The organism is Marinobacter sp. (assembly GCF_040882185.1).
Lineage (GTDB): Bacteria > Pseudomonadota > Gammaproteobacteria > Pseudomonadales > Oleiphilaceae > Marinobacter.
Genome location: NZ_JBBEBW010000030.1, coordinates 1 through 21399 on the forward strand (window position 1 = coordinate 1; position 21399 = coordinate 21399).

The 21399-nt window shown below is 54.9% G+C and carries 25 protein-coding genes and 2 pseudogenes; 15 read left to right on the top strand and 12 right to left on the bottom strand.

Going from position 1 to position 21399, the window contains the following annotated elements; all coding sequences use genetic code 11:
- From WEB64_RS14650 to WEB64_RS14665, 4 genes and pseudogenes are all read left to right on the top strand, one after another.
- Window positions 1-210: pseudogene (locus WEB64_RS14650) on the top strand (ABC transporter ATP-binding protein); the annotation flags it as partial.
- Window positions 207-923 (top strand): ABC transporter ATP-binding protein, encoded by a 717-nt coding sequence (locus tag WEB64_RS14655; RefSeq protein WP_368059090.1) that lies wholly within the window; start codon window positions 207-209, stop codon window positions 921-923. The pseudogene WEB64_RS14650 and the gene WEB64_RS14655, both read left to right, overlap by 4 nt.
- Window positions 924-1017: 94 nt before the next feature.
- Window positions 1018-2022 (top strand): porin, encoded by a 1005-nt coding sequence (locus tag WEB64_RS14660; protein ID WP_368059088.1) that lies wholly within the window; start codon window positions 1018-1020, stop codon window positions 2020-2022.
- 120 nt (window positions 2023-2142) lie between these two features.
- Complete coding sequence (locus WEB64_RS14665; RefSeq protein WP_368059086.1) at window positions 2143-2952, top strand: IclR family transcriptional regulator; 810 nt, start codon at window positions 2143-2145, stop codon at window positions 2950-2952.
- A 12-nt stretch (window positions 2953-2964) separates the two neighbouring features.
- Here the strand turns inward: WEB64_RS14665 and WEB64_RS14670 are convergent, their stop codons facing one another.
- The gene (locus tag WEB64_RS14670) at window positions 2965-3921 is read right to left on the bottom strand and encodes an AraC family transcriptional regulator (RefSeq protein WP_368059084.1); all 957 of its coding nucleotides are present in this window, start codon (window positions 3919-3921) and stop codon (window positions 2965-2967) included.
- Window positions 3922-4273: 352 nt separating this feature from the next.
- Window positions 4274-4828, bottom strand: a complete 555-nt coding sequence (locus WEB64_RS14675) for a carboxymuconolactone decarboxylase family protein (protein WP_368059082.1) — start codon at window positions 4826-4828, stop codon at window positions 4274-4276.
- A gap of 165 nt (window positions 4829-4993) precedes the next feature.
- Between WEB64_RS14675 and WEB64_RS14680 the strand changes: the two genes are divergently transcribed.
- Both WEB64_RS14680 and WEB64_RS14685 read left to right on the top strand, forming a co-directional pair.
- A complete protein-coding gene (locus WEB64_RS14680) occupies window positions 4994-5593 on the top strand; it encodes a TetR/AcrR family transcriptional regulator (RefSeq protein ID WP_368059080.1) in 600 nt (199 codons plus the stop codon).
- 26 nt (window positions 5594-5619) lie between these two features.
- Window positions 5620-5859: an anti-sigma factor gene (locus tag WEB64_RS14685; RefSeq protein ID WP_368059078.1), complete on the top strand. Its 240-nt coding sequence runs from the start codon at window positions 5620-5622 to the stop codon at window positions 5857-5859.
- Window positions 5860-5980: 121 nt separating this feature from the next.
- Here the strand turns inward: WEB64_RS14685 and WEB64_RS14690 are convergent, their stop codons facing one another.
- The 3 genes and pseudogenes from WEB64_RS14690 to WEB64_RS14700 form a co-directional block, all read right to left on the bottom strand.
- Entirely contained in the window at window positions 5981-6355 is a 375-nt protein-coding gene (locus WEB64_RS14690) for a type II toxin-antitoxin system VapC family toxin (protein ID WP_368059076.1), read from the bottom strand.
- Window positions 6355-6558, bottom strand: a complete 204-nt coding sequence (locus WEB64_RS14695) for a type II toxin-antitoxin system VapB family antitoxin (RefSeq protein ID WP_368059074.1) — start codon at window positions 6556-6558, stop codon at window positions 6355-6357. Before WEB64_RS14695 ends, WEB64_RS14690 begins: the two co-directional genes overlap by 1 nt.
- A gap of 159 nt (window positions 6559-6717) precedes the next feature.
- Window positions 6718-6909: pseudogene (locus tag WEB64_RS14700) on the bottom strand (mercuric reductase); the annotation flags it as partial.
- A 197-nt stretch (window positions 6910-7106) separates the two neighbouring features.
- Between WEB64_RS14700 and WEB64_RS14705 the strand changes: the two are divergent.
- Together WEB64_RS14705 and WEB64_RS14710 are read left to right on the top strand one after the other, a co-directional pair.
- The gene (locus WEB64_RS14705) at window positions 7107-7784 is read left to right on the top strand and encodes a haloacid dehalogenase type II (RefSeq protein WP_368059072.1); all 678 of its coding nucleotides are present in this window, start codon (window positions 7107-7109) and stop codon (window positions 7782-7784) included.
- Window positions 7785-7842: 58 nt separating this feature from the next.
- Window positions 7843-9066: an ADP-ribosylglycohydrolase family protein gene (locus WEB64_RS14710; RefSeq protein ID WP_368059070.1), complete on the top strand. Its 1224-nt coding sequence runs from the start codon at window positions 7843-7845 to the stop codon at window positions 9064-9066.
- Window positions 9067-9186: 120 nt separating this feature from the next.
- Here WEB64_RS14710 and WEB64_RS14715 read toward each other — a convergent pair whose 3' ends face one another.
- The 4 genes from WEB64_RS14715 to WEB64_RS14730 are packed head-to-tail and all read right to left on the bottom strand — an operon-like array spanning window position 9187 to window position 12336.
- Window positions 9187-9885 (bottom strand): SDR family NAD(P)-dependent oxidoreductase, encoded by a 699-nt coding sequence (locus WEB64_RS14715; protein WP_368059068.1) that lies wholly within the window; start codon window positions 9883-9885, stop codon window positions 9187-9189.
- 46 nt (window positions 9886-9931) lie between these two features.
- Window positions 9932-10141, bottom strand: coding sequence for a hypothetical protein (locus tag WEB64_RS14720; RefSeq protein ID WP_368059066.1), 210 nt, complete (start codon window positions 10139-10141; stop codon window positions 9932-9934).
- Complete coding sequence (locus WEB64_RS14725; RefSeq protein WP_368059064.1) at window positions 10141-11355, bottom strand: YeeE/YedE family protein; 1215 nt, start codon at window positions 11353-11355, stop codon at window positions 10141-10143. Before WEB64_RS14725 ends, WEB64_RS14720 begins: the two co-directional genes overlap by 1 nt.
- Window positions 11356-11379: 24 nt before the next feature.
- Window positions 11380-12336 carry a sulfurtransferase gene (locus tag WEB64_RS14730; RefSeq protein WP_368059062.1) on the bottom strand — a complete coding sequence of 319 codons (957 nt, stop codon included), beginning with the start codon at window positions 12334-12336 and terminating at the stop codon, window positions 11380-11382.
- Window positions 12337-12494: 158 nt separating this feature from the next.
- Here WEB64_RS14730 and WEB64_RS14735 point away from each other — a divergent pair, with 158 nt between their 5' ends.
- Entirely contained in the window at window positions 12495-12731 is a 237-nt protein-coding gene (locus tag WEB64_RS14735; protein ID WP_368059060.1) for a hypothetical protein, read from the top strand.
- A gap of 73 nt (window positions 12732-12804) precedes the next feature.
- Here WEB64_RS14735 and WEB64_RS14740 read toward each other — a convergent pair whose 3' ends face one another.
- Window positions 12805-13305, bottom strand: a complete 501-nt coding sequence (locus WEB64_RS14740) for a DUF547 domain-containing protein (protein ID WP_368059058.1) — start codon at window positions 13303-13305, stop codon at window positions 12805-12807.
- Window positions 13306-13362: 57 nt separating this feature from the next.
- Window positions 13363-14475 (bottom strand): S-(hydroxymethyl)glutathione dehydrogenase/class III alcohol dehydrogenase, encoded by a 1113-nt coding sequence (locus WEB64_RS14745; protein ID WP_368059056.1) that lies wholly within the window; start codon window positions 14473-14475, stop codon window positions 13363-13365.
- 91 nt (window positions 14476-14566) lie between these two features.
- Here WEB64_RS14745 and WEB64_RS14750 point away from each other — a divergent pair, with 91 nt between their 5' ends.
- The 6 genes from WEB64_RS14750 to WEB64_RS14775 all read left to right on the top strand — a co-directional run bounded on the left by WEB64_RS14750 (window position 14567) and on the right by WEB64_RS14775 (window position 20686).
- On the top strand, window positions 14567-15154 hold the full coding sequence (locus WEB64_RS14750) for a TetR family transcriptional regulator C-terminal domain-containing protein (protein ID WP_368065661.1): 588 nt from the start codon (window positions 14567-14569) through the stop codon (window positions 15152-15154).
- Between the two features lie 68 nt (window positions 15155-15222).
- Window positions 15223-16347 (top strand): alkene reductase, encoded by a 1125-nt coding sequence (locus WEB64_RS14755; protein ID WP_368059052.1) that lies wholly within the window; start codon window positions 15223-15225, stop codon window positions 16345-16347.
- 30 nt (window positions 16348-16377) lie between these two features.
- On the top strand, window positions 16378-17127 hold the full coding sequence (locus tag WEB64_RS14760; RefSeq protein WP_368059050.1) for an SDR family oxidoreductase: 750 nt from the start codon (window positions 16378-16380) through the stop codon (window positions 17125-17127).
- 85 nt (window positions 17128-17212) lie between these two features.
- Window positions 17213-18538 (top strand): DASH family cryptochrome, encoded by a 1326-nt coding sequence (locus WEB64_RS14765; RefSeq protein ID WP_368059048.1) that lies wholly within the window; start codon window positions 17213-17215, stop codon window positions 18536-18538.
- A 99-nt stretch (window positions 18539-18637) separates the two neighbouring features.
- Window positions 18638-19369: a sulfite exporter TauE/SafE family protein gene (locus WEB64_RS14770; protein WP_368059046.1), complete on the top strand. Its 732-nt coding sequence runs from the start codon at window positions 18638-18640 to the stop codon at window positions 19367-19369.
- Window positions 19370-19603: 234 nt separating this feature from the next.
- Window positions 19604-20686 carry a GGDEF domain-containing protein gene (locus WEB64_RS14775; protein WP_368059044.1) on the top strand — a complete coding sequence of 361 codons (1083 nt, stop codon included), beginning with the start codon at window positions 19604-19606 and terminating at the stop codon, window positions 20684-20686.
- A 72-nt stretch (window positions 20687-20758) separates the two neighbouring features.
- Here WEB64_RS14775 and WEB64_RS14780 read toward each other — a convergent pair whose 3' ends face one another.
- Window positions 20759-21205, bottom strand: coding sequence for an META domain-containing protein (locus WEB64_RS14780; protein WP_368059042.1), 447 nt, complete (start codon window positions 21203-21205; stop codon window positions 20759-20761).
- Window positions 21206-21399: the final 194 nt, after the last annotated feature.

Below are 21399 nucleotides of genomic sequence, written 5' to 3' on the forward strand. Positions count from 1 at the left end.
CGCATCATCGAGCTGCTGGGCGAGCTCAAGCAAACCTACTGCATTGTGCTGGTGGAACATGATATGGACGCCATCTTCGAGCTGTCTGACCAACTCACCGTGTTGGATAACGGCACCCATCTGATTACCGGTACCGTGGAGGAAGTGCGCAACGAGCCCCGGGTAAAAGAGGCGTATCTCGGGAAAGATGACGAGGAGGAAGCGGCATGAGCAACAGCAGCCTGTTGGCAGTAAAAAACCTCAATACCCTTTATGGCCGCAGTCATATCCTGCACGACCTGTCGTTTACGCTGAACAAAGGCGAGTCCATGAGTCTGATGGGCCGCAACGGCATGGGAAAGACCACCACTCTCAAATCGATTCTGGGCATCGTGCCGCCACGCAGTGGCCACGTGTATTTCGATGGCGAGGACATCAGCACCCTGCCGACCTGGAAACGCATGCGCCGAGACATTGCCTATGTGCCTGAAGGCCGGGGCATGTTCCACAATCTGACAGTAAAGGAACACCTTCAGATGGCGGCCCGCCCGGACAGTAACGGCAAATCCGGGTGGGACTTCGACCGGGTTATGACGACCTTTCCCCGCCTCCAGGAACGATTGTCCAACCTGGGCACGGAGCTCTCAGGCGGTGAGCAACAGATGCTGGCGATCGGTCGCGCCCTGGTGACCAACCCCCGCCTGATGATCCTGGATGAAGCCACTGAAGGCCTGGCGCCACTCATCCGTAAGGACATCTGGAATGTCATTGCGACCATCCGCGAATCGGGTATTTCCACACTGATCGTAGACAAGAACATCAAGGCGCTGAAAAAACTCTGCGACCGCCATGTTGTTATTGTGAAAGGTAAAGTTCACTTTGACGGCAGCTCCGCAGAGCTGGATCAGAACCTGGAGAAAGTCGAAACCGCACTCAGTGTATAAACGTACATAAAACGGATAGGGATATTCACTAACCGGATATTTGACCCGGCCCGAATAATCGATAGTTCAAGTGCCAAACAACAAGGAGAAAATAATGAACTATCGTAACTCACTGCTGGCGCTGGCCATTGCTTCAGGTCTCAGCGCTACTCCCGCCGCTAGCGCACTTGAACTCGGCACGTTCAACGACACTGCCTTCAGCATTGGTAGCTATTTCAAAGCCGAAGGCGTTTATGAAAAAGTGGATGACGGCGATTCCCGTATCTTTGGTCGTTCCAACGAAACCCGCGTTAACCTGAAAGCGGTGACCCAGCAACACGGCCACACTATTGTCGGCTTTGTCGAGGGGGACTTTTACGGTGGCACCTTTCCGGGCGAGAACAACGATCTGCGGCTACGCCATGCCTTTATCAAGATCGACCAGACCACCGTGGGACAAACCTGGACCGGTCAGTTCTGGGGCGTGGCCTATCACGATTATCTGGATTTCCTGGGCGGCCCACGGGGCACACTGGGTGGCTTCAACTTCCGCACCACCCTGATCAGCCACGAAGTTGCCGGTTTCCGCTTCACCGCGCAAGATCCGGTCAATAACGATGCCGATACGCCGGACCTGGCCGTCAACTACAACCTGAATCTTGATGGTGGGCACCGTGTCACCCTTACCGCTTCCGGACGCGAACTGGAGAATGGTGACTTTGTCGGCGGTGGCGCTGTTGGCTCCAAGTTCATGATCGGGCCCCACAGTTTCAATCTGAATGCCCATCACGGCGAAGGTTTGGGTGCCTTTACCGGCGTGGGCGTGAACAACAGTCTGGCATCCCCGGATGTGGAAAATGGTAATGCCGTCAGCCAGACCGGCGTTGATGTCGGTTTCCGCTTCGTCATCAACAGCGAATGGCGCGCCAACGTGGCCTACACCGCCGTCGAGGTAGACGACATCGCCGACACGAATTACGAGGCCCACCGCGCCAACCTGATTCATGCCGTAACGCCGGACCTGGATGTAGGCGTGGAATGGCGCAAGTATAACCTTGCCTTTGGCCCCTTGCTGCCAGAAGGCCAGCAGGTTGAGGTCATGGCCAAGTACAAATTCTGATCCGGACCGTCAGAATTGGTATCCTTGCGAGCAAACCGGAAAACAGGCGCCCAAAGTCTCCAGGGCGTCTGTATTCCAATGACGCCCGCCGGCCACAGTCATTTGAGAATGGATACACCCATGGCAGACGAAAGCCCCAAGCGACAGGGCATCGGATCGCTGGAAATCGGTCTCCACATCCTGAACTACATTTCCATGGCTCCCAGGCCGCCCAGCCTCAAGGAGCTTTCAGGCGCACTCGACCTGTCCCCCAGCCGCGCCCACAAATATCTGGTGAGTCTGCTGCGGGAAGGTTATATCAACCAGGTGAACCACACCCAGTATACTCTTGGCAATTCCAGCCTCACTCTGGGCATCTCCGCGTTGGGTCGGATCAATCCCATCCAACTGTCCTATGAGGCGGTGGATCGTCTTAACGAGCAGACCGATAAAACAGTCTCGGTTACCGTGTGGAACGGTAATGGCCCGCTGGTGATAAAGTGGCTCGACTCCAGCCAGCCAATCTCGGTTAACGTTCGGCTGGGTGCCGAATTATCGCCGCTGAATTCCGCTTCCGGCAGAATTTACCTGGCGCACCTGCCCGCCATCCGCCGCAAACAACTGGTGGACCAGTATTACAAGAGCTCCCGAACCTTGCCCAAAAGCAGCGGCAAGCCCGTCACCCGGGAAGAGTTGCAGCCATACCTGGACCGTATCAAACGAGACAATTACTGCGCCTTCTTCAGCGATTACCTGCCCGAGATCAATGTGCTGAGTATGCCGGTGTTCGACATCAACGGCAGTATTGTAACGGTTATCACCCTGCTGGGCCTGGAACGGGACACGGACATTAGCGAGGGCACCTTCCTGTTCGAAAAGGTTCGGGAATGCAGTGACCGTGTGACGCGGCAGATCTGTGGACTGCAAAAAGAGGGTAATGGCGGAGCCTAAGGAGCCCTCTGATTAACCCGCCATCTTCAAGGTTTCGGAGGGCAGTTCACCAAAGTTCTTTCGATAGTCCGATGAGAATCGTCCGAGATGAGTGAATCCATAATCCAGAGCGATCTCGGTGACATTCCGACACTTGCCCTCAATTATTTCTTCCCGCAACTTCAATAGCTTCAGCTGTTTGATGTAACACTTCGGGGTGGTTGCAAAGGTTTTTGCAAACGCGTTGTAGATGGAGCGCACACTCATATTGGAGACGGAAGACAGCTCCTCGATATCGATATTGTTACGGACATTCCGCTCGATATACCCGAGCATCTTCCCCAGTGCCGGTGTGCAGAGAGGCCCGGACTCCCGGCCTGACCAGTTGCTGGGAAACGTTTTCAGCAGCTTCTTGAGGATGATCTCTCGATAAGGCGCGCACACCAGACTGATGTCATCGTCTTCCGCTTCCTCAAATTCCGACAGTACCGCCTTCATGATGTTGACCAGTGTCGGACACTCACTAAGTTTCACTGGTGCCCGGACGAATCGGATACCGTCATCCGGCAACCGGCTTTTAGCCAGTGCCCGGGCATTGTTCACCGCATGCTCTGGCATCCTGATGATCAGTTTTTCACAATCTTCCGAGTATTCCAGGTCGATTTTTTCATAAGGATTCACCATCACCGCTTCACCTGCGAGTACCTTCATGCGCTCGCCCGCCTGATGCCAGACACATTCACCCCGGGTGACAACCTGAAAGTGGTAGATCGAATCCAGCTCAGGACTTTTTACCCGAACATGGTTGCCGTAACTGAGTTGTGACAACCCCAAACCGGCAAATTCCCTGAAGCTGAGACTGGATTTTCCTTTCCGTTCGTCAAGCATTTCCAGACGATGCTGCCCGATATACTGGTTAACGAATGAAGACACTTCTTCCGGGTGTGCCCCCTGAAGGACCGTCGCGCCCACAAGTGGTTGACCAAACATCGCTTGCCTCGTTTACTTATTATTAATTCGTTTACCTTATATAAATAAAGCTGATCAATCAACAACCAATTTGACAGCGCAACGAGTAAGCCGCTAGATCCGGAAAGACTCAGAGAATCGGGCACAATTTTGCAGGGGGAGACTTGAAGATGGACGGGGAGATCAGCTTATGGTGTATAAAGCACAAGGCCAATAATCGTCAGTGACTGTTCAGATCAGCGAAGTTATTGAGTAATTTCTGCACAGAAGCGACTGCTGGTACAAATTTCAGGCTCGTATACCCGACTGATACCGCTTCCAACCAGTCAGGTATTGGCTCTCTCGCGAGGCTTTTTCGAACGACGGGCCTGATTTACTTAGCTTTCTTCCATTCAAACTTTTTGAAAGGCTCATCCACCGGCGTTTCAGCGATATGATTAATATAATTACTCATTACCTTCTGGGACAACACCAACATCACTTCCAGTACCTGTCGCTGTGCATAACCGGCATCGATAAAAGCCTGCACTTCGTCAGAGCTGACCTCCCCACGCTTGCGAACCACTGCGAGAGTGAAGGTGCGCAGCGCCTCAAGCTTGTCGTTCGGCAGCGGTGTTTCGTCCCGGAGCGCGTTAATGATGTCGTCTGAAACTTCCATCATTTTGGCGATACCGGTGTGGGCTGGCACGCAATAGTGGCAGGCATGCTCAACATTTATCGTCTGCCACACCACGGTGGTCTCGTCGTTGTCAAAACTGCTGGCCAGCACCAGTTCATGCAGCTTTTTATAGCCTTCCAGCACCTGCGGAGATTCCGCCATTACCGCATGCAAACCTGGAATCATACCGAACGCCTTGAACGAACCGTCGAGAAGCGCCTTGGATTGTTCTGGAGCGGACTGTTTGTCGTGAAGCGTAAATTTAACCATTGAAAAATTCTCCATATTAAAAATATTGTTGATTGATCACTCAACAACGCTAGCGTATCTATTTTTGAGCGATCATTCAATATATAATCTCGATTGAAGTCACCCTGTGCTCTCTCAAATATTCGTCAAGACAGACCGCACAGCCACGTTGAGAAGTAGAGAATCATGCCGAGAATTGCACGTTACGACAGACAATCCGCTCTCGATAAAGCCCTCGTTCTGTTTTGGCAAAAGGGGTATCACAACGCTTCTATCAAACAGATTGAGCACGCGCTGGATATGCGCCCCGGCAGCATCTATGCAGCGTTTGGCAGCAAAGACGGTTTGTTTCTTGAGGCGTTGTCCTGTTATGCCAAGGAGTCCGGCGACTATCTTTCCAGCCACATGGCAAAATACCCGTCTATTATCGATGGCTTGCAGGACTACCTGAGAGAAATCGCAATGGCCTGTGCGCCGGGCTGCCCGCTGCCCTCCCGTGCCTGTATGTTGGTAAAAACACTACTGGAATCCAGTAACACTCATCCCGCTATTAATCATCAGGTCAATCAGATCCTTGATGCCATAGAGCACCGTATTGGCGACGTGCTCGAACGAGCCAAAAACAACGGCGAACTGAAGCCTGGCGTAGACTGTAGTCGGCTTGCCCGCCTTATCCAGGCCCAGATCATTGGCTTGCGCTCGTTTGCACAACGGAACACCCGTGCCCGTGATGTTGTCGAGCTTGGCGAGGACATGGCAAATATTCTGGACCGGTACCGACTTTAGTACCCGCCTTTTGCGGGTGCAGAGATTTGGAGGGAATCGCCAGTGATTACATTGATGGTAAACTGGGAGCAACGCAGAAGCTGTCAGTCAAAATGCACTTGATGATGTGCAAGGATTGCCGTTCATTTATCGGTAATCTTCGCGCCAGTACCGACCTTATGCGAGCGCACTCCGCTGGCAAGCCTGATCCGGAGCTGATTCGCCGCATTGATGAGCAGATCGCTCAAGCCCTGAACATAAAAAGTAGACCTGAAGATAACACCTGACGCCAGGTACTTGACATCAAGAGCAAGCATGCCCCCTGCAGTCAAAGCTTTTTAAAACACGAAAGTGCAGCCAGGTAAGAGGCGCATGGGTTCTGTAGCTATCACATCAATTCGATATCATTTAGTCGGCATCAAAAGCAATATTAAACCGCGCCGCCAGAGTTGCCAGCCGCTTTTCCAGCGTCCACAGACGGGCGCCCGGGGTCATCAGGGTGGATGCCAGCAATGACATGTCCACAAGGCCACAACCCAGCCCGTAAAGCTTTTCTCGCTCGATGAATGCCATCACCTCGTTCCAGCTCGCCTGTGTGGCTGGCCGCAACAAGCCGATATCGCCAAGCGTGCGCTCCCGTGGCGCGGGCGGCGTGCCGCAGGCCAGTTCGCCCAGCACCATGGGATGTGTAAGCGCCTCATCCCGTAGCATCAAAACCACCAGCGACTCTCTGTGTCGCTTGAAATGGTCCACCCACACCGACGTATCGACCAGCACGCTCATTAGGCGCCGAGCTCACTTTTTCTGCGCGGGATATCCTTCATGTCAGAGGCAGTCCCACCCAGCGCGGCAAGGCGCTTGGCGGCCTGCACCCGCACAAAGGTACTGATTGCCTCCCGGAATAAATCTGCCTTGTTCATATCCGGGTCGGCAACATCCAAAGCCTTTTGGTAAAGCGAATCGTCAATGGTCACAGTAGTACGCATAAAAATTATCCTGAATCACTTTTGATGCTTAACTACATCATATTATACATCTAAGGGCTATGCAAAGATTCAACCGGTTCTCTACTTTCGAACGTGCAGAACAGATCTATGTGCCACCTTACCGGATTTCAAGATTCGCAGCGGCAGGCCTCTGATTGTCTATCCCGAGCAGCAGGGAAACTGCTTCACATCCTTGGTAAACGTCTGAGCACAAAGTTGGAGCCCCTCCCCCATCGTCAGATAGGGGAATAGCTCATAGCTGATTTACTGCACGGTCATTCTGGCTTTGATCGCCATTACCGCCGTCTGGATCAGTTCACCGGTATCCCCCGTCACCGCCTACAAGTCTAGCGTAATGTTTTCATATCATGTTTGTCTTGAAGCGTGAGTACGAGAAAGGTAACGTGATTGAAAGGTTGAGCGGTCACTCAAGAAAGAAAATAGACCGCACTACAAGTTTAGCGCTGAGTCGATGCGCTCCATCATCACCGCGTTGGGGCTATAGTTCCTACGATGAACGCGGTCCGAGAGTAGAAGGTATACGAGTCATGGTGAGACCAAAGGTCATTTTTTTCGATGTTAATGAGACACTCCTCGACTTGGGGCCTGTAAAGAAGACCGTGGGCGAAGCCTTGGGCGACCGCCCGGATTTGGTCCCGCTCTGGTTCACCACGATGTTGCAGTATTCGTTGGTTACGACGGTAGCTGACCGCTACAGCGACTTTGGTGAAATCGCCGTTGCGTGTCTCCGCATGGTCGCGGGAAATCAAGGGATCGAACTCGACAAAGTCGCAGCAAAGAACGCGATTGCTCCGATGCGCTCCTTGCCTCCACACTCAGACGTCGTCCCTGCACTCGAACGCCTTCGTGACGCGAATTACCGGCTGCTAGCGCTGACGAACTCCTCGAACGCAGCGGTCGCCGATCAGTTAAAGAACGCTGGTCTCGACGAGCTGCTCGAGTCGGCGCTGAGTGTCGAGGGCGTTGGGCTGTACAAACCGCACGCCCATGTTTATCGCTGGGCTGCCCGCCGGGCTGGAGTGGATGTCTCCGAATGCATGCTGGTAGCTGCCCACGGATGGGACGTGGCTGGAGCAACCTGGGCTGGCATGCGTTCCGCGTTTGTTGGTCGTCCCGGCCAGCAGCAGTTCCCTCTGGGACCAGAGCCTGAGCTGGCGGTTGCAAGGCTCAATGAGTTGGCGGATCAGTTAGCGACCTTGAGTTAAGGGACGGTTACGATTGGAATTACGCCAAACATCAACGCGCAACCGACGAGGATTTCCAATGATCCACATTGTACCCCGGGACCGAAAACCAGCAATGATTGCCGCCCTTGCCGGTGGCTGGGTTGCGGACGCCGCCAGCCTGGGCCTGCACTGGCTGTACGACAGCAGCCGCATTATGGAAGTTGGCGGCCAGTCGCCGGAATTCCTGCCGCCGAAGGCCGACTATTTCAAAGGCGGGTTCGGTTATTTTGCGCATGAAGGCAAACAGTCTGGTGATCTCAGCCACTATGGCGCAGCCACTGGCGTACTGACCCACTGCCTGCTGGCTGGCGAAGGCACCCTGGATATCCGCGATTATCAGCGGCGTTTTCGCGCTTTCTTTGGCCCAGGTGGTCAATGGCAGGGTTATATCGATAATCCGACCCGTCTCACTCTTGCTAATCTGCACAGTATTGAGCAGAACGCGATTGAACAGGCTCAAACGAGCATTACAACCGAATTGACAGATAAGCAGAAACGTATTCTGGTCCAGAAAGTTTTGCCTTACACCCGGCGCCTGAGTGGTGATCAATTAGCTGAACCGGTCACCCGTGCCATCAGCCTTACCTATCAAGAACCGGAGATACAGCGAGCAGGCGTTCACCTGGCGGAAACCATTGATCGTCAGTTACTACCGGAAAGCGGCGCCGATGACATGCAGCTTCCGGCTATTTCTAAACTGCCGCCGCTGGTGGCCGCCTACTGTGGTAGCGACACCCTGATGGAAGTCATAGAAGCGGCTGTCCGGGTGACTAATCACAATGATGAAGCCGTGGCATGGGCCCGCTGCGCTACCCGGCTTCTGGATCACCTGTTCCGGGGCGAATCCATGTCAGCGGCCCTGGACGCTGCCGTCCCCGAAGCACCCGATTCGAAGGATATCAACAAAGCTCGGCTCGGCGCCGGTTTGGATGCGCCAGGTGCTGGCGACACCTTCGGCCGCACCTGTTACCTCCACGAGGCTATGCCAGTGATCTTTCATATCCTGAGCCATGCGCAGAGCTACACCGAGGCCGTTCGAGCCAATATCCATTGCGGAGGTGACTCTTGTGGTCGGGCGTGGATTATCGGGCCAGCCATGGCGGCAATCCATGGAGTTGGCGGTGAGCGAGGCATCCCCCTGAGCTGGCTAGCCCTGGTTACGGGTGCGCCAACTATCCTCGCCGATATTGAATCACTGGTGAATGGCACATGGGCGCCGAAGGAGCAGACCCGTGAACAATCCAGTTGCCCGGCGCATTGAAAAAGCCCTCTGGTGCGAGGGCCTGGTACGTTTTTTTACACCGACATGTACCTGCGCCGCTGGTTCGAGCATTTTCAATCAGGACATTGCGTCGGCAAACGGTGCCGAACACCAGCGCCGTTACCAGTTTTCCCCGAATGGACGTATATCCAGTTCAAAGGTCCAGGCGGACGGGTCCTGTTGGCTGAGGTTCCAGACTGCATCCGCCACCGCCGCCGGTTTCACAAAAAAATCATCCGGCTTGTCCACTAGCCACTCACGGGTGCGGGGCAGGTCCACCACGCCATCGATAATCACATTCGCCACATGGATTTTTTCCGGCCCAAGCTGACGGGCCAGTGACTGGGCCAGGCTGCGCTGGGCCGCTTTAGCCGAAGCAAAGGGCGCGGTATTGGCCCTACCCCGGGTTGCCGCCGAAGCACTGGTAACGATAATGCTGGCGGCGTCATGCTGCCGGAGCTGTGGCAGTGCCGCCTTGGTGGCCGCCACCAGACCCTGCACATTGAGGCGCCAGTTGGCCTCGAAGTCTTCCAGGCTGGCCTCTTCGACGTTCTTGAACACACCACCACCGGCGTTGTAGAGCATCACCGATACCGGTCCGAGTTTGCTCTCGATTGACGACAATACCGCAGTAATCTGCTCTGGCTCCATCATGTCACAGGCGAAGGCATGGGCACCGGAAACCGATTGCTCCAGCTGTTTCAGGTAATCTTCGCTGCGGGCCAGCATGGCCACTTGAAAGCCCTCGTCGCAGAATCGTTGTACGAAAGCCTCACCATTGCCTGGCCCCACACCCATGACAACACATACCTTGCTCATAACCAGTCTCTCCCGCCGGTCACACCGGCTAGTTTGTCGGAATCGATCAGTCCCGTGTGGACGGACAAGGTGCCCCACAAGGCGCACAGGTCGTTTCATCCCGCTGATTCAAGGCCGTCTCCACGTTACCCTGTCCCGAATTGAACGCAAAGGTGGGGCTGTTCAGGTGGTCCACCAGAATCAGCCCCAGAATAATCCCCAGTATCGCGAGAATCCTGGCCTGGCTGTAAGCTCGCTCCATCGTGTTTTCCCGCATCAGTTTGGCAACCGGAACCAGGGGCGCAGGCGGATGCCGATCAGCGAACCCACGAAGGCACAGGCAAACCACACCCAGGCGTGCAGGCTGGCCGAAGCGATGCCGGAAAACAGCGCACCTATATTGCAGCCAAAGCCAAGCCGGGCGCCGTATCCCAGCAGCAGGCCACCCACCACGGCGGCCAGGAACTGGCGGCCTTCCGGTCGGTTGCGACTGGCTTCGTTGAAACGGTTAGCCAGGCCCGCCGCCAGCATGGCACCGAGCAGCAGCCCGAAGTTCATCACTGAGGGAATATTAGTGAGCACGGAATCCTTCAGCGCCATGGCAGGATAATCCCAGGTCCAGAATTCGAACTGGGACATATTAACGCCCACCATCTCCAACGCTTTGGCGCCCCACACATTGAACGCAAAGACGATACTCCAGGGTGCCCCACCAATCGCGAGTGTGAGGGCATTTCCAGCCGCCAGAATCAAGATGGCCCAGGTGAAGGGCCAGCGGCCGCTCAGCAGCGTCCTGAACACGCCGTGCTCCTGACCTTTCCAAAGCAGCTCGTCCTTTTCAACATTGCCATGGGCATTTCGCTCAATGCGGTTGACCCACCAGGCAATCAGGCTCAGCCCGACCAGTTGCATCACGATGGCGCCGCTGACCCCAAAGGTGTCCACCAGCGGTACCGGATCAAACCCCGGCTGGTCCAGCCACCAGGGCAGATGGATGGAACCAAGCACTGCGCCAACAATAAAGAACACCAGCGTCACCGCCATACGGATGTTGCCAGCGCCCAAAGTAAACAGGGTGCCGGAGCCACAGCCACCGCCCAGCTGCATGCCCAGGCCGAACAGAAAAGAGCCCACCACCAGGGAAGTACCAACCGGCGCAACCGCACCTACCAAGCCAGCCTGTCCACTATGGAGCATCGGCACCATAATCAGCGAGGTGACTCCAAACAGCAGCAATTGCGCGCGCATGCCCGCGCCTCGTTTTTTTACCACCAGGTTGCGCCAGCCAGCAGTAAAGCCGAAAGCGCCGTGATACAGCGTCATGCCAAGCACAGTGCCAATCACAAACAACACCACCATAAACGGGGCAGTTTCCAGCCAGATCAGCCCGCCTAAGAGAAAAAGGCTCACCAGCGCCGTTGACACGATAAAACGGTCTACTCTCCAGCCAGGTTGCTGAAATTCTGGCTGAATAATTGCCGAATCACTCATTACATGTCCACCGGGTTAACTGAATCAATTAAACAGGTCCATAAGTTTGCCAAGACCTTTCTTTGCTACCTGTAATGGACGATTGCTGTCCTGAGACCACTCAGCCATGGAGCCATCATACATCGCAACCTCTTCAAACCCCGCCAGCTCGCTCAGTACGAACCAGTCTGTAGCGGCCCAATGGCCGGTATTGCAGAAGGCAATTGTGCGGGTGGCGGGGTTCAGTTCGGCCTGGTTTACCCGCGCGGTGATGCTGTCCTGGTCGAGATACCAAACCTGGCCACGTTCACTCAGAAAATCCCCATGGGGCAGGCTCCGCGCATCCGGAATCGTACCCGGCGCCCTGGCTGCAGGCGACTGGTTTTCGCCCCGGAAATAATCCGATGGGCGCGCATCCACCAACTGGGCCTGAGTGCCACGCGCTTCTTCGACTTCCTCAAGTGAAGCAATCAGCTCCTGCTGAAGGTTGCCCTCAAACTGTGTGACAGCACGCTGGTGCCCTTCGCCACTGGCAATCTCATGCCCTCCGGCATTCCATCCGGCAAAGCCGCCATTGAGAATCGTGACGCCATCATGACCAAGTACGCGAAAGGTCCAGTAAACCCTCGCCGCGCTACCGAAATCTGTGGCGCCGGTGCCAGCAGGCACAACCACAACCGTATCGTCATTACCAATCCCCAGGCTACCAATCAGACGTTCCAGACTGACAACCGGTGGCAACAATCCGGCGACACCGTCCCGACTCTCACGCCAGCTATCCCCGGTGTAGCTGCTATAAATTGAGCCTGGGATATGAGCCTGCTGGAAACTGCTGCGGTCGCCGCCATTATCGATGCCGGAACGTACATCGAGTACGACCAGATCATCCCGGTCTAGATTGGCATTCAGCCACCCCGCATCCACCAGCGGCGGTGGCTTATCACCTTCAGCCGATGCCAGCGAACTGACAAAGACCAGAATCATTGCCAATAAAAGGCGCATGGCGTTTCTCCTCTACTTGCTGATGATTTTTGAGCGATCATTATGAATCCAATCAACATGCATGCATAGAGTGGTTTTTATAATGTTTTACTATATGCAAATCTCTGTTTTCCTTCGCCGAATACCTTCGAAAACCTGTAACGGAGGGGCCCAGACAGATGTCTATAGCATGCGAGGGCGACCTGACCAACACTGAACAGACTGTCCCTGTCGCCCACAACCTGAGGTACCAAACCATGAAAAAGCTCAGACTGATTCTCGCAGCCATCGCTCTTTCGTTTTCCGCAAGTACGGCATTGGCCATGGGTGGTCAGGCCGACCGGGTGAATGAGGCGCGGAGCTATCCGGATAAAACCGTAGAGAAGGTTGCAGATGTAAAAGCAACTGCCAAATAATTGAAAAAAGAAGCCGCTATTTTCCGGAACAGCGGCTATCTTGTGAGCGGTTTTGAACGACCGTGGACAGGGGCTAATGTAATTCCGGTAAGTTGGCTGGCTTGTTCAGGGCCCAGTTGTAATCGATGAATTTTATCTCCAATGTTTCTGCAACACGATTCACCATGGAGGAACCCGCCCCTTTTACAATAAACGCTTTCCGTGACCCGGAAGCTTCTCTGAAGTCCTCCTCGTACCACTTGAACAATTTCGAGAGATAGAGCGTTTTTCCTTCAACTTTCAGGTGGTGGTCGGTTGCAAATGCCCGCCGGGTGTTCTCAGCCAGCAGGTCCTCCAGGTTGTTGGCGGTGTAGACCTGGTCCCGCAACGGAGGACAACCAACAGATGCACAGTTCACCGCAAAATGAACACGGGCGTCTTTCCAGCCCTTGTCCGCGTATTCATCCCCGAGCAGGACTTCCTTTTCCATCTGGCTCAGGCTGTATTCGTGTCCATCGATTACAAACTTCTCCCGTTCGAACACGCTGTCCACAAACGGATTGACTCGGCCACCGTAATCCCACACCGATGACACCAGCTTCCCATCCGCGAAGAATCAGGGCAGAAGAGCAACATCGTCACAATCACCAAATCAAAAGTGAATAACCGTCCGAATACTTTTACCCTCATGCATCAGCTCAAACGCCTCATTGATGTCTTCCAGCGGCATATTGTGGGTGATGAATACGTCCAGCGGAATCTCGCCGGTTTTGGCTTTTTCCACATAACCCGGCAATTCGGTCCGACCTTTTACGCCACCGAAAGCAGAACCTTTCCAGACCCGGCCGGTAACCAGTTGGAACGGCCGGGTGCTGATTTCTTCGCCAGCGCCAGCGACACCAATAATGACGGACTCACCCCAGCCCTTGTGACAGCATTCCAGAGCTGACCGCATGACATCGACATTACCGATGCACTCGAACGAGTAATCCACACCGCCGTCGGTCATTTCAACGATGACCTCCTGGATTGGCTTGCCGAAGTCTTTCGGATTAACCACATCCGTCGCACCAAGCTGTTTGGCGATGTCGAATTTACCCGGGTTGATGTCGATGGCGATGATACGACTGGCCTTGGCCATAGTCGCGCCGATGATGGCCGCCAGACCGATACCGCCGAGACCGAAGACCGCCACCGTTGCGCCCTCTTCCACTTTGGCGGTGTTCAAGACAGCGCCAATGCCAGTGGTCACCCCGCAGCCGAGCAGACAGACTTTATCCAGCGGCGCTTCTTTCGGGATTTTGGCTAGCGATACTTCTGGCAATACGGTGTACTCGGAGAACGTAGAGCAGCCCATATAGTGGTAGACCGGCTCGCCTTTGTAGGAAAAACGGGAGGTACCGTCAGGCATTACGCCTTTGCCTTGGGTCGCGCGCACGGCGCCACACAGATTGGTTTTGCCAGAGGTGCAGAATTTGCACTCGCCGCACTCTGCCGTGTAGAGCGGTATAACGTGGTCACCTACTTCAACCGAGGTCACACCCTCGCCAACCGCTTCCACGATACCGCCGCCCTCATGACCGAGAATGGCGGGAAAAATACCTTCGGAATCAGCGCCAGACAGGGTGTAAGCGTCTGTGTGGCAGACACCGGTGGCCACAATGCGCACCAGTACTTCGCCTTTTTGAGGTGGTGCAACGTCCACCTCCACAATTTCCAGTGGCTTGTTGGGGGCAAATGCCACGGCCGCGCGAGATTTGATCACTGGTAACTCCTTATAAACTCGTTTCAGAATAAGCGTGTTTCGGGTTTTACGTGTTTGACTCATTGTAGACGAGCGGTCTAATATGACAACCATGACTTCAAACGATACCCGCAATCACATCATTCAGGTCGGGGCCGATCTGATCGCTCGCAAAGGCTTCGGTGCAACCGGTCTTAATGCGGTGCTCACAGCTTCAGGTGTGCCCAAGGGCTCGTTCTACCATTATTTTAGCAGCAAGAATGACTTCGGCCTGGCGGTTATTGAGTCGTTCGGTGAAGAATACGAGAGCAAGCTGGAACAGATCCTTACAGATCCGAGCCGATCCTGTATTGACCGCCTCCAGGCCTATTTCGATACCGGCCTGGAAACCATGACAGAGTGTGAGTACTCACAAGGCTGCCTGATGGGCAATCTGGGTCAGGAGTTGGCTGGCCAGCATGAAATGTTTCGGACCCGGCTGGATAAAGTGTTCTCTAGCTGGGAAAAGAAGTTCTCCCATTGCATCGCAGAAGCCCAGGCAAACGGTGATATTGACCATACCCTGGATGCCGACGAAGTAGCCAGTTTTCTGTTGTCTGGCTGGGAAGGCGCCATTCTGCGCGCCAAGGTAGTGAAATCCACCGAGCCCATGGAACGGTTCGCTAAAGTCTTCTTCAAACAGTGCCTGCGCACTGGGTAAATTTTTTTCGTTTTGCCCCTAGTAGACTGGTCTAATTAATTTAAGTTAATCCAACAGGAGTAACGTATATGAGCAACAACCCCCAGGACGTGCTGTTCGAATCCTTCAAGCTGGGCAACCTGTCGCTGCCAAACCGTGTGCTGATGTCGCCCCTGACCCGTTCACGCTCAAGCCAGCCCGGCGACGTACCTAACGACATGAACGCCGAGTACTATCAACAGCGCGCCAGTGCTGGCCTGATCATCAGTGAGGCCACTCAGGTATCGCCTCAGGGTAAGGGTTACGCCTTCACGCCGGGTATTCATTCAGATGAACAGATTGCTGGCTGGAAAAAAGTCACCGATGCAGTCCATGAGGCCGGCGGCCGTATCCACCTTCAGCTTTGGCATGTAGGCAGAATTTCCCACACGGATCTGCAGCCGGACGGCCGCAAGCCTGTTGCACCCTCAGCTATTGCCCCCGAAGGCGCCAAGACCTTTGTCAGCGCCGACTCCGGCATGGTCGAGATACCGGAGCCTCGCGCCCTTGAGACCGACGAGATTTCCGGCATTGTGGAGCAGTTCCGCGTTGGTGCGCAGAACGCGAAAGCAGCGGGTTTTGATGGCGTGGAAGTACACGCTGCCAATGGCTACCTGCTTGATCAGTTCCTTAAAAGCGGTAGCAACCAACGTACCGACGAATACGGCGGCTCCGCCGAGAACCGCGCCAAGCTCACGCTGATGGTCACCCAGGCGGCCATTGATGTCTGGGGCAAGGAAAACGTGGGCATTCGCGTCAGCCCAACGGGCAGCTTTAACGCCATGTATGACGAAGACCCCCTGGAAACCTACAGCGTCCTGGCCAAACACTTGAACGACCTGGGCCTGGCCTACATCGAAGTGGTGGAAGACTCGTTCCAGGGCAACCACGCCAACGGTCGGCCGGAATCTGTCATTGATGCCATCCAGGCCAATTTCAAAGGCAGCTACATTGCCAATGGCGCCTACACCGCGGAAGAGGCAAGACGCCGTATCAGCGCTGGACGCTGCAACCTGGTCACCTTCGGACGCCCATTTATTGCCAACCCGGACCTGCCGGAGCGTTTCCGCCAGGATGCACCACTGAACGAGTGGGACGACAGCACCTTCTATGGTGGCGATGCCGAGGGTTACATCGACTATCCATCGTTGGCCGACCAAACAACCACCGCGTAAATCATTCCAGGCATTTAACAAGGATTCTTTATGACTACAGCAAATGACCAGATTTCAGGCAAAGTCGTTATCATTACCGGCGCCAGCAGTGGGCTTGGTGAAGCCACTGCCCGCCGGCTGTCAGAGCGTGGCGCCAAGCTCGTTCTGGCCGCGCGTCGGGAAGAGCGCCTGATCAAACTGACCGAGGAACTCAAGGCCAACGGCGGTGAGGCCATCTGGCAAACTACCGATGTGACCGACCGCAAGCAGGTTGAAGCCCTCGCCAACACTGCCCAAGAGACCTTTGGCCGTATTGATGTGCTGGTGAACAACGCTGGTCTGATGCCGCTGGCGCCATTGGACGCACTCAAGGTTGATGAGTGGGACCAGATGGTCGATGTGAACATCAAAGGTGTGATGTACGGTATCGCGGCTGTGCTGCCAACCATGAGAGAACAGCACAGCGGCCACGTGATCAACCTGTCTTCCGTGGCGGGTCACAAATTGTTCCCGGGTGCGGCCGTTTATTGCGCCACGAAGTACGCCGTCAAGGCTCTGTCTGAAGGTCTTCGTATGGAAGCTGGTGAGGAAATTCGCAGCACCAATATCTCGCCGGGTGCAATAGCCACCGAGTTGACCAGCACCATCACCGACCCATCTGCGGCCGAAGCGGCCGAAGAGCTCTATAAAGTGGCTATCGATGCGGATGCCGTCGCTCGTGCGATTGTTTATGCCATCGAGCAGCCCCACGACGTGGATATCAATGAGATCATCCTGCGGCCGACCGCCCAGGAGCTTTAATCCCTCGGATTTGCAGGTCTGATCTTTTGCACTGCGATCAACGTAAACCCGTGCTTAGACCCGCCGTAAAAGGGACGCTTGTACCTTGAATACTCTCTACTGGTTTACCCGGGATCTACGCCTGCACGACAACCCGGCACTTCTGGCCGCCTCAAAGTCCGACATGCTGCTGTGCGTGTATGTGGTGGATCCACGTTGGTTTGCTCCGGGGCCGCTGCAAAGCAAAGCCATGGGCGGCCACCGCTGGCGTTTCTTATGGCAAAGTCTGATGGCGCTGGAGCGCAGCCTTCGACCACTGGGTCAGCGCCTTCATATAGCTTACGGTGAACCCGAAACGGTTATTCCGGAGCTGATTCATAGTCACGCCGTGGACAGGGTGATCCAATCCCGGCAACCGGGTACCCGGGAGGCATCGCAGTGGCAGGTTATCAAGGCCAAAACGGCTGAAGCAGTGTTTCAGCAATTCGAAACCCTGAGTCTGTTCACCGAAGGTTCCTTGCCTATCCCACTGGCGGAATTGCCGGATACTTTCTCCCAGTTTCGTAAGCGCATAGAGGGCGCCGGAGATCGTCCGTCAGAGCGGCTACGCATCCGTACGTTGACGGCGTTACCACCGCCACCGGGATTTCCTGAAGACAACCGGGGCGACTGTCCACCCATCCCGGAGCCACAACACCCACTGCTTTTTTTAGGCGGAGAGGCGGCCGGCCTGGCCCGGCTGCACGAGTTCCTTTACACCACCCACGGAGTTGATCGCTACAAGGAAACCCGCAACGCCCTGGAAGACTGGGATGCGTCCTCCAAGTTTTCCCCGTGGCTGGCCAACGGCAGCCTGTCTGTTTGCGAGGTTGTGGAAACGCTAACGGAATACGAAACCTGTGAAACCAGAAACGAGTCCACTTACTGGTTATGGTTCGAGCTGCTGTGGCGCGAGTATTTCCACTGGTATGCCATCCGACATGGCGCCAATCTGTTCCGCCGGAATGGCGTCCAACGCAAACGGCGCCAGGCAACCTTCTACGGACATCGGTTCAAGGCATGGTGCGAGGGCAACACAGAGTATCCGATTGTGAACGCAGCCATGAACCAGTTACGGGAAACCGGCTACTTGAGCAACCGGGCCCGACAGTTGGCGGCCAGTTGCTTCGTGAATGAATTGGGATTGGACTGGCGCTATGGCGCTGCCTGGTTCGAAGAACAACTGATCGATTATGATGTGGCAAGCAACTATGGTAACTGGCAGTATCTGGCTGGGGTGGGAGCGGACCCCCGTGGGCTACGTCAGTTCAATCTGGTTAAACAGACCCAGCAATACGACCCGGTCGGTACCTTCATAGACCGTTGGGGCGGTGAGGCAGAGCAACCTGTGGGACTACACACCGTGGACGCAGCGGACTGGCCTCTTTTATAGCCGCATGATGAAGCGCAGGTATGCCCCGTTTCACTGAGTATTTGCGGTTCATGCGGAGCCATTCTGGCAAAACGGACTTTAACAGGAGCTTCGATTTCCGTGACTGACCTCAGCCTGATCCAGATTTTACTGGCCAACCTTGCCCTGCTTGCTGGCGCCTGTCTGCAGGGGGTAGCCGGCTACGGGATCGGCACCTTGTCGGCACCATTGATGTTCCTGATCAGTCCCCTGCTAATTCCCGGCCCGCTGGTGCTCAACGCTGTAATACTGACCGTCTTGATGCTGATCCGTAATCGCGCCAGCCTGAGTTTCCGCGACGTGCGGTTTGCTATTGGTGGTGATGTGGTAGGCACTGTAATGGCGGGGATAACCCTGGCCGTGATATCCACCCAGGCCTTCGGACTGATTTTCGGCGGCTTGATTCTGGCGGCGGTGACACTGAGTGTTGCCGGTTTGCGGCCAACACTGACACCGCGAAACAGTGTGATTGCCGGGGCGGCCTCCGGCTACATGGGAACGATTACCGCCGTGGGCGGACCACCCATCGCCTTGATCTATCAGAACGAACAAGGCCCTCTGGTGCGGGCCAATATGTCAGCGTTCTTTCTGTTTGCCAGCTTCGCCAGTGCCACTGCCCTGCTGATTTCCGGCCATCTGGGGATGCGTGAGGTCATGCTGTTTGTGGTCACGTTCCCTGGCGTGCTGGCCGGGTTCCTGCTGTCTGCTCTATTGGTGAATCGGGTGTCTTTCGGTAGCCTGCGACCGCTGATACTCGGCATAGCAGCCGTCGCGGGCGCCGCTGCCGTCATCAGAGGGATCTGGACCTATTGACGGGTCGCTACGTGAACCGAATCGCGACTGAAGGCGCTCTGGCTCCGCCGGGTTCAAACAACCGATTTAGCGCCCCAATCAGACTTAGACTTTAGTCCTATAAAATGTCATTTTTTATGGAACCAAACTCGAGTATCAAAGACTTAGCATCGTTCGGCATTTCGGCATCTTGTAACCACAAGGAAGCTCGACTAATTTATCGATTCGTACATTACCAATCAGATAGAAAACGGTATGGAAACCACCCAGGAAACGGCAGCGCAGCTCGCGCAACCTCATCGGAAAGTCGTTTTAACCGCCTTGCTCTGGGTGACAATCACCGCCGGAGTGTTTTTTGCTGGTTTGAACTTCCTCTTTGGCTCTCAGGCCCTCGCCTTCATTGAACTCCTGATGGTGGGATATTCGGTTTTTCTGCTCTATATCATCCGTAAGACGCCGCATCTCGAACGCTGGATTCTGGCTTACGTCCTGCCTTTTTTTACCGCTATGATGTTTGCCATGACAGCACCCCGCACGACACCGTCGGTGTTTGCCTGGGTGTTGCTGGTACCGATTCTTGCGCACCTGTTACTTGGCCGTCGGCTCGGCCTTGGAGTTGCAATTTTTTTCATCGCTACCGCTGGCATCATTTTCTTTTATAAACACGGTGACAGCCCGGAGTTAATGCAACCTCTGCCTATCGCCAATATCATTATTATTGCACTGTCGATCCTGGCGTTCTCTCACGTTTATGAGATCAGCCGGGAAAAATCCGAGTTGGGGCTGTTTCTGATGGCGCAAACGGATTTTCTGACTGGTTTGGCCAATCGCGCCCGGTTCAACGATATTTTCGAGCGGGAGAGACGCCGGGCTATAAGGGAGAAACACCCCCTGACTGTATTGGTCATTGATCTGGACTACTTCAAGGAAGTGAATGATCAGTATGGCCATGAAGCTGGCGACAAAGCTCTGGTTTACGTCGCCAGGCTTCTTCAGAAACGGCTGCGGGCGACGGATCTTGCCTGCCGACTGGGTGGTGAGGAATTTGGCATTATACTGGTAGATACACCCGGGCGTAGGGCGATGCAAGTCGCGGAGGAACTCAGGTCAGCCCTGGAGACCCACCCTTTTGAGATCGGAGCCGATTCCATTGCCATGACCATGAGCATTGGCGTAGCCGAATTTGGACCAGACGGCGACGAGCTACGGGCCATGCTTGCCGCTGCTGACCATCGGCTGTACCAAGGTAAAGCAGAAGGCCGCAATCGGGTAATCTGGCACCCGGCCAAGCAGCCGGAACTGGTAACACCTACCGCCCCAACAGCGGACGCGTCCTGAGCGCAGATTCAAGGTCGAGCCGTGTTCCATCTCGCTAATTCGTTACTCCATTACGAAGCCATCAGGGCGACTTCAATTCAGATACACCGCTCCGAGGATCGCCAACGGTTCGCCCTGTTCGTTCAATAAGGTCATCCGGTCACCCTCAATAATGAGGTCCGCTGTATTCTTCAGAGCCTGCAGCATCGGTTCTTCAGTAGTGTCTCCGGGACAGGCCATCCGCGTTGACGCCATGGACATAAAGCCGATATTGCCCTCGGTGACACCGTACATGCCCTTAAGACTATTGCAGCTGGTATGGCCAATAACATGAAAGTCGTCACGAAAGATAAGATGGGCTTCTCGCTGATTGTCCTCAACCCGAACTTCTTCGCCCCCTACTTCCAATAACTTCCAGTAAGTGTTGGTCAGACTGGCTTCAGGACTGGGCAATGAGGTTTCCGGAGCAGAGGCGCAACCGCCGATAACCGCCAGGCAGACCAACAAGATTAACCACAGATGGATCCTTTCTTTTTTCACGAGCCTTGCTCCCTTAAAACATCTCTGATCATCGAATATCGAACCTTATGGCACACATCGCATCATTTATCCATGCTGGGCGCTCTGGCGCACCAAAGCACCAATAAACGGCACAAGCCAACAAATTGCACCATTATAGTGCTTAATCAGGAATATAATTGATCTGCTATCGATCAACGTTTAATGCCTACCCA

What these genes read in the sequence shown, in the direction of transcription:
- WEB64_RS14665 (WP_368059086.1), top strand. Translation starts at nt 2,143, where the DNA reads ATGGCAGACGAAAGCCCCAAGCGACAGGGCATCGGATCGCTGGAAATC.
- WEB64_RS14680 (WP_368059080.1), top strand. Translation starts at nt 4,994, where the DNA reads ATGCCGAGAATTGCACGTTACGACAGACAATCCGCTCTCGATAAAGCC.
- WEB64_RS14710 (WP_368059070.1), top strand. Translation starts at nt 7,843, where the DNA reads ATGATCCACATTGTACCCCGGGACCGAAAACCAGCAATGATTGCCGCC.
- WEB64_RS14690 (WP_368059076.1), bottom strand. Translation starts at nt 6,355, where the DNA reads ATGAGCGTGCTGGTCGATACGTCGGTGTGGGTGGACCATTTCAAGCGA.
- WEB64_RS14725 (WP_368059064.1), bottom strand. Translation starts at nt 11,355, where the DNA reads ATGAGTGATTCGGCAATTATTCAGCCAGAATTTCAGCAACCTGGCTGG.
- WEB64_RS14730 (WP_368059062.1), bottom strand. Translation starts at nt 12,336, where the DNA reads ATGCGCCTTTTATTGGCAATGATTCTGGTCTTTGTCAGTTCGCTGGCA.
- WEB64_RS14750 (WP_368065661.1), top strand. Translation starts at nt 14,567, where the DNA reads ATGACTTCAAACGATACCCGCAATCACATCATTCAGGTCGGGGCCGAT.
- WEB64_RS14655 (WP_368059090.1), top strand. Translation starts at nt 207, where the DNA reads ATGAGCAACAGCAGCCTGTTGGCAGTAAAAAACCTCAATACCCTTTAT.
- WEB64_RS14720 (WP_368059066.1), bottom strand. Translation starts at nt 10,141, where the DNA reads ATGCGGGAAAACACGATGGAGCGAGCTTACAGCCAGGCCAGGATTCTC.
- WEB64_RS14705 (WP_368059072.1), top strand. Translation starts at nt 7,107, where the DNA reads ATGGTGAGACCAAAGGTCATTTTTTTCGATGTTAATGAGACACTCCTC.
- WEB64_RS14695 (WP_368059074.1), bottom strand. Translation starts at nt 6,558, where the DNA reads ATGCGTACTACTGTGACCATTGACGATTCGCTTTACCAAAAGGCTTTG.
- WEB64_RS14715 (WP_368059068.1), bottom strand. Translation starts at nt 9,885, where the DNA reads ATGAGCAAGGTATGTGTTGTCATGGGTGTGGGGCCAGGCAATGGTGAG.
- WEB64_RS14735 (WP_368059060.1), top strand. Translation starts at nt 12,495, where the DNA reads ATGTCTATAGCATGCGAGGGCGACCTGACCAACACTGAACAGACTGTC.
- WEB64_RS14675 (WP_368059082.1), bottom strand. Translation starts at nt 4,828, where the DNA reads ATGGTTAAATTTACGCTTCACGACAAACAGTCCGCTCCAGAACAATCC.
- WEB64_RS14775 (WP_368059044.1), top strand. Translation starts at nt 19,604, where the DNA reads ATGGAAACCACCCAGGAAACGGCAGCGCAGCTCGCGCAACCTCATCGG.
- WEB64_RS14660 (WP_368059088.1), top strand. Translation starts at nt 1,018, where the DNA reads ATGAACTATCGTAACTCACTGCTGGCGCTGGCCATTGCTTCAGGTCTC.
- WEB64_RS14670 (WP_368059084.1), bottom strand. Translation starts at nt 3,921, where the DNA reads ATGTTTGGTCAACCACTTGTGGGCGCGACGGTCCTTCAGGGGGCACAC.
- WEB64_RS14760 (WP_368059050.1), top strand. Translation starts at nt 16,378, where the DNA reads ATGACTACAGCAAATGACCAGATTTCAGGCAAAGTCGTTATCATTACC.
- WEB64_RS14755 (WP_368059052.1), top strand. Translation starts at nt 15,223, where the DNA reads ATGAGCAACAACCCCCAGGACGTGCTGTTCGAATCCTTCAAGCTGGGC.